A 6060-nucleotide genomic window follows, 5' to 3' on the forward strand; every position below is an offset into this window, starting at 1 on the left:
CACCGCGCTGACCAGGCGTTCGATCGAGAACGAAAATTTTCCACGAAAAGCGGGTTTCGCTGCGGGGAGGCCTGGGTAGCAACCCTCCGCCAGCACCCGTTCGGCGGCGTTGACTTATGACCTGCGTCACGACAGCCTCGAAGTGCCGGCGCAGGCCTCGCAACCGGGTGTGCACGCATCCGGGAGCTTTCCCCGGGAGGTCGGGTCCGTCGGGGTGGACCCGGCCTCCCGACCAGCTTCCCGCCGTTTCTCGCCGATGCAGTGAATGACTCATTCCTGACGTCCGACGCAAGGAATGAGTCATTCACTGCGTCCGCCCAGCCCGCGCGGCCGCACCCAGGCGGTCGGGCTGCGTACCCAGAGGGTCGGGCTGCGTACCCAGGCGGTCGGCCTGCGTACCGGAACGGTCGGCGGACCGGCAACGCCACCGGCACCGCACCCAGACCTCCCCGCCACCCCGATCCGAAGCCAGAACGCGGACGGTGGTGCCGGGTCAAGGCACGCTTTCCCACCTTGACGCGGCACCACCGTCCGTCGTCACAATCGGGCTTCGGGGTGGCGGGCCCACGCGCCTCCACAACCGCACGGGGATGTGGACAAGTCGCCCGCCGGGCGGCGATTTCCGGCTTTTCGTCGGCCGCCCCCGATACGCTGGACAAGGGCACGGCCCCCCAGGGAGGGCGGGGAAGTTTCGCGGCCGCGTGGGGTGGCCCACAGTGACCGGATGCCTCTTCGGCGTGCCCTTCCCCGCCGCATAAGGTGGACCGATCCCGGAGCTGGCAAAGGAGCCTGGCAGTGCCGTCCACCACGTTTCAGCACACCGAAGTCCTCCCGCTGGGCAAGGACACCACCACCGAATACCGGTTGGTCACCGACGAAGGCGTCGAGACCGTCGAAGCCGCCGGGCGGACCTTCCTGAAGATCGCGCCGGAAGCGCTCACCACCCTCGCGCGCACCGCCATCACCGACATCCAGCACCTGTTGCGCACGTCACACCTGCAGCAGCTGCGCGCCATCGTCGACGATCCCGAAGCGAGCGGCAACGACCGGTTCGTCGCCATGGACCTGCTGCGCAACGCCGCCATCTCCGCCGGGGGCGTGCTCCCCATGTGCCAGGACACCGGGACCGCGATCGTCATCGGCAAGCGCGGCGAAGGCGTGCTCACCGGCGGGGACGACGAGCGGGCCCTCTCGCAGGGCATCTTCGACGCCTACCAGCAGCTGAACCTGCGCTACTCGCAGATGGCGCCGGTCACCTTCTGGGACGAGCGCAACACCGGCACCAACCTGCCCGCGCAGATCGAGCTGTACCACAAGGAAGGGGACCCGACGTACGAGTTCCTCTTCATGGCCAAGGGCGGCGGCAGCGCCAACAAGACGTTCCTCTACCAGGAGACCAAGGCCGTCCTGAACCCGAAGCGGCTGGCCCGCTTCCTCGACGAGAAGCTGCGCAGCCTCGGCACCGCGGCCTGCCCGCCCTACCACCTCGCGATCGTCGTCGGCGGGATGTCCGCGGAGTTCAACCTCAAGGTCGCGAAGCTCGCCTCCGCCCGCTACCTCGACAACCTGCCGCAGGAGGGCTCCGAACTGGGCCACGCCTTCCGCGACCGCGACCTCGAGCAGCAGGTCCTGGAGATGACCCGGCAGTTCGGCATCGGCGCGCAGTTCGGCGGCAAGTACTTCTGCCACGACGTCCGCGTCATCCGGCTTCCCCGTCACGGCGCGAGCTGCCCGGTCGGCGTCGCCGTCTCCTGCTCCGCCGACCGCCAGGCCAAGGCGAAGATCACCGCCGACGGTGTGTTCATCGAACAGCTCGAGCGCGACCCGGCCCGGTTCCTGCCGGACATCACCGAGGAAGACCTTTCCGACGACGTCGTCGCCGTCGACCTCAACCGGCCGATGGCCGAGATCCGCGCCCAGCTCTCGCAGCTGCCGGTCAAGACGCGGCTTTCGCTCACCGGGCCGCTGGTCGTCGCGCGGGACATCGCGCACGCCAAGATCGCCGAGCGCCTCGACGCCGGCGAGGAGATGCCGGACTACCTGAAGAACCACCCGGTGTACTACGCGGGCCCGGCGAAGACGCCCGAGGGCTACGCGTCCGGCTCGTTCGGCCCGACCACGGCCGGGCGGATGGACTCCTACGTCGAGCAGTTCCAGGCCGCCGGCGGCTCGCTCGTCATGCTGGCCAAGGGGAACCGCTCGAAGCAGGTGACGAACGCGTGCCAGGCGCACGGCGGCTTCTACCTCGGCTCGATCGGCGGCCCGGCGGCGCGGCTCGCGCAGGACTGCATCAAGCAGGTCGACGTCCTCGAGTACGCCGAGCTCGGCATGGAAGCCGTCTGGAAGATCGAGGTCGAGGACTTCCCGGCGTTCATCGTCATCGACGACAAGGGCAACGACTTCTTCGCCAGCACCGGCGATCCGGTGCTGCAGATCAGCTTCCGCTGACGCACGGAAAAGGGGACACCGGCCCGCCGCCGGTGTCCCCTTTTTCCTTCGCTCAGCCGACGCGCTCGATCCGCGCGCGCCGGATGAGGAACTTGCCGGGCTCCCGGACCTGTTCGAAGGCCGCGTTGTTGAGCAGCGTGCAGCTGCCCGACACCGACGTCACCTCGACCGTCATGGACTTCGAGTTGTCCAGGTTGGTCACCTTCAGCTTCGTCCCGGCCGGGAACTGGTTGCTCGACGCGGCGGGTGCGCCGCCCTCGCCCGAGAGCGTCACGGTCGAACCGGCGCAGACGACCTCGCCCACCGCACCACCGGTGGCCGGCTGCTCCTGCTTCTTCTGCTGCCCGGGCGCCTGCGCCTTGCCCGGGGCGTTGCCGGAGTTGCCCGGCGCCGCCGCGGCCTGACCGTTGTTCGCCGCGACGTTCGCCGTGCAGCCCGCCACCTGCCGCCGCTGCTGGATCAGGTCCACCACGGCCTGCCGGTTGGCGATCCGCGCGGCCGACTGCGCGTCCGGGTTCGCCTGCTGGCCCGCGATGAAGTTCAGGTTGTTCTGCAGGGCGGTGTCGAGCCCACCGCAGTTCTCCTTGGGCGCTTCGGCCGCGTTGCCCGCGGGACTGCTCAGCGCGATGGCGGTCGCGGTGATACCGGAAACACCCAGCAACGCGGCCAATCCGACGGTCGCCTTCTTGCGGTGCCGGCCACTGCTCAACCGGGGCATGGGCCCCTCCTCTCTGATCGCCACCTCACCCGGGACACGGGCCGGTCACGGTGGCGGTTCAGCGGGAGCCCTGACAATTTTCGACAACTTCGACGATGAGCGGACCACGCGCAGGCCCTGGTCCGGACCAGGGCACTTTCACGTGAAAGTGCCCTTTCTACTTCGGCGGGATGGTCTTGAGCACCACTGTGCGCTGGTCCAGCGGCGCGGCCAGGGTGACCGAGACGACCGGGTACCGGATGTCCATCGTGCACATCTGATTGGTCTGGGCCTTCGTCTCGCTCAGGTTCACGACGACGTGGTCGCCCGCCTGCTCGGCCGCCTCGCCGAGCGCGTGGCCGCAGCCGCCTTCCTGGGCGCGGATGTTGAGCACTGTGCCGCCGTTGGCCGTCCACACCTCGCGGGGGAACCCGGCGGGCAGCGCGGACGCGTCGATCTTGTCCGCCGGGACCTGGGTGCTGCCCTCGGGCACGGTCAGCCGGGGCTTGCCCGGCGGGTTCGGCTCCGGCGGCGCCGGCAGCACGGATTCGCTCGGCGACGGCGACGCCGGTGCGGGGACCGACACGCTGCCGGTCGATCCCGCGGGCCGGCTGGTGGGCATGTCCTGGCCGGCGCAGGCCGTCACCATCAGCAGGAGAGCGCCTGTCCCGACCACCTTCGCTGAGTACCTCATGCCGTCAAGACGGAACGGGGGCGGCCGGGGGTTGCACCGGAATCGTCCGGATTGCCGGCCACGCCCTCCCGGCGTCGACGGCGGTCAGCCCCGGCGGAGGACGACCGTGCGCGTCCCCAGCGGTGCCGTGAGCGCGAGCGGGATCTTGATCTCCTTGATGTAGTCCGGGCACATCTGGCCCTTCGGCGCCGACCCGACGGCGACCAGCACGACCACCTGCTGCGCCGTCTGCTCGCCGACGTGTGCCGAGATGCGGCGGCAGCCGCCCTCCTCGGCCTGCAGGATCACCGTCCGGCCGTCGAGACTGCGGGTGAGGCTGCGCGGATATCCCTCCGGCAGCTCACGGGCGTCGACCTGGGACTCGGCGACGACGTCGTCGCCCGGCGCGATGCCCTGCGTCGGCCGCCCGGCCGTCGGGGAGGGCGGCGGGCCGACTGTGGGAGTCGCCGTATCGGGCGCGCTCGTCGAGGTCGTGGGCGTGCCGGGCTCCGAACCCGGACCCGCCGCCGGGGCGCCGGCCCCGGAATTCGCGGCGCAGGCCGTCGCCGTGAGCAGCAGCAGGCCCGCGCCCAGCAGTTTCACCGTGGTACGCATACCTGCCAGACGGAGCGGACGCGCCCCGGGTTGCATCGGGGCCGCTTAGCCGGCGGGCCGCCCGAGGCGGGTCGTGAAGCTGAGCCGGTCACCCCGGTACAGCGACCGCACCCGCTCGAACGGCACTCCGTCCGGGCCCCACGAGATCCGGTGGGTCAGCAGCATGGGCAGCGCCGGGTTCGTCCCGATCAGCATGGCCTCGCGCGGTGTCGCCAGTACCGTCTCGACCCGCTCCTCCGCCCCGGCGGGCTCCATGCCGAGCTGCTCGCTCAACGGCTGCTCGGGGGTGAACACGTCGAGCAGGTCCGGGCACCGCGCCGCCGGGAGATATGTCGACTCGAGCCCGACGCGCTCGTCGCCGGCCAGCAGGACCCGCTCGAGGTGGAACACTTCGGCGTCGGAGGTCACCTGGAGGTCGGCGGCCAGTGCGCGGCCGGCCACGCGCCGCTCCAGGGTGATCGCGCGGCGGCCCGGCCGGATGCCCGGCCGCCGGCTCTCCGTGGCCAGCGGCTGGACGAGCTTCGGGCCGGCGATGTAGGTACCGCTGCCCTGGCGGCGGCTGAGCCTGCCCTCGAGCACCAGCTCGCCGACCGCTTGCCGTACGGTCGCCCTCGACACTTCGAACCGTTCGCACAATTCCCGTTCCGTGGGCAGCACCGCACCTTCGCCGAGTTCCGCGATCACCGCCAGCAGTTCGACCTTGACCGCGTAGTAGCGCGGGACACGGCCGTGTTCGGGAATCCCGTCGAGGACGGGACCGTCGGCGGACAGGCGGGAATGGCGCGCAGGGGCAGGCACGGAATCGACCCTATTCGGTTTCCCGTGCGCCGTGGTTCGCTGTGGCACGCAACACGGCCGACAGCTGGAGGATCACCCGGATGCCCCCGACTTCCCTCACCCGCAGGCTCGGCCTCGGCGACGCCGTTTTCCTCGGCCTGGGCTCGATGATCGGGGCCGGTGTGTTCGCCGCGTTCGCCCCCGCGGCGCGCGCGGCGGGGGCCGGATTGCTCATCGCGTTGGTCCTCGCGGCCGTCGTCGCCTACTGCAATGCGATGTCCTCGGCGCGATTGGCCGCGATTCACCCGGAATCCGGCGGTACCTACGTATACGGCCGGGAAAGGCTCGGTGAATTCTGGGGATACCTGGCCGGCTGGGGATTCGTCACCGGGAAGACGGCGAGCTGCGCCGCGATGACGCTGACCGTCGTCGCCTACGCCGCGCCCGGGCTCGGGCAGCCGTGGCGGAGCCTCCTCGCGGTCGCGGTGGTCGCCGCGCTCACCGCCGTCAACTACTTCGGCGTGCACCGGTCGGCGCTCGCCACCCGGGTGATCGTGTCGTGCACCCTGCTCGTGCTCACGGTCGCGGGAGTGGCGATGGCCGCCGGGCCGTCCGGCGGCGGCCCGCTCGTCGCCTGGCCGGGTGGCGGGGGCGTGCTCGAAGCGGCCGGACTGCTCTTCTTCGCCTTCGCCGGGTACGCGCGGCTCGCCACCCTCGGCGAGGAGGTCCGCGACCCGGCTCGCACCATCCCCCGCGCCATCCCGCTCGCCCTGGGCATCACCCTCGTCGTCTACGCCGCGCTGGCGGTGCTGCTGCTCGTCCGGCTCGGCCCGGCCGCGCTCGCCGCGAG

The 6060-nt window shown here is 71.0% G+C and carries 6 protein-coding genes; 2 read left to right on the forward strand and 4 right to left on the reverse strand.

The window, feature by feature from the left end:
* Positions 1-795: 795 nt before the first annotated feature.
* Positions 796-2448: a fumarate hydratase gene (locus IE317_RS41775; RefSeq protein ID WP_191316887.1), complete on the forward strand. Its 1653-nt coding sequence runs from the start codon at positions 796-798 to the stop codon at positions 2446-2448.
* A 52-nt stretch (positions 2449-2500) separates the two neighbouring features.
* On the opposite strand, the gene IE317_RS41780 is transcribed toward IE317_RS41775, so the two are convergent.
* The 4 genes from IE317_RS41780 to IE317_RS41795 all read right to left on the reverse strand — a co-directional run bounded on the left by IE317_RS41780 (position 2501) and on the right by IE317_RS41795 (position 5231).
* The gene (locus tag IE317_RS41780; RefSeq protein WP_191316888.1) at positions 2501-3166 is read right to left on the reverse strand and encodes a hypothetical protein; all 666 of its coding nucleotides are present in this window, start codon (positions 3164-3166) and stop codon (positions 2501-2503) included.
* Positions 3167-3323: 157 nt separating this feature from the next.
* Entirely contained in the window at positions 3324-3839 is a 516-nt protein-coding gene (locus tag IE317_RS41785; protein WP_444859555.1) for a hypothetical protein, read from the reverse strand.
* 84 nt (positions 3840-3923) lie between these two features.
* Positions 3924-4433, reverse strand: coding sequence for a hypothetical protein (locus IE317_RS41790; RefSeq protein ID WP_229903201.1), 510 nt, complete (start codon positions 4431-4433; stop codon positions 3924-3926).
* 45 nt (positions 4434-4478) lie between these two features.
* Positions 4479-5231, reverse strand: coding sequence for a GntR family transcriptional regulator (locus IE317_RS41795; protein WP_191316889.1), 753 nt, complete (start codon positions 5229-5231; stop codon positions 4479-4481).
* Between the two features lie 80 nt (positions 5232-5311).
* Between IE317_RS41795 and IE317_RS41800 the strand changes: the two genes are divergently transcribed.
* Positions 5312-6060, forward strand: a 749-nt coding sequence (locus tag IE317_RS41800) for an APC family permease (RefSeq protein ID WP_191316890.1), incomplete at its 3' end; no start/stop codon positions are given.

The organism is Amycolatopsis bullii (assembly GCF_014654205.1).
GTDB lineage: Bacteria > Actinomycetota > Actinomycetes > Mycobacteriales > Pseudonocardiaceae > Amycolatopsis > Amycolatopsis plumensis.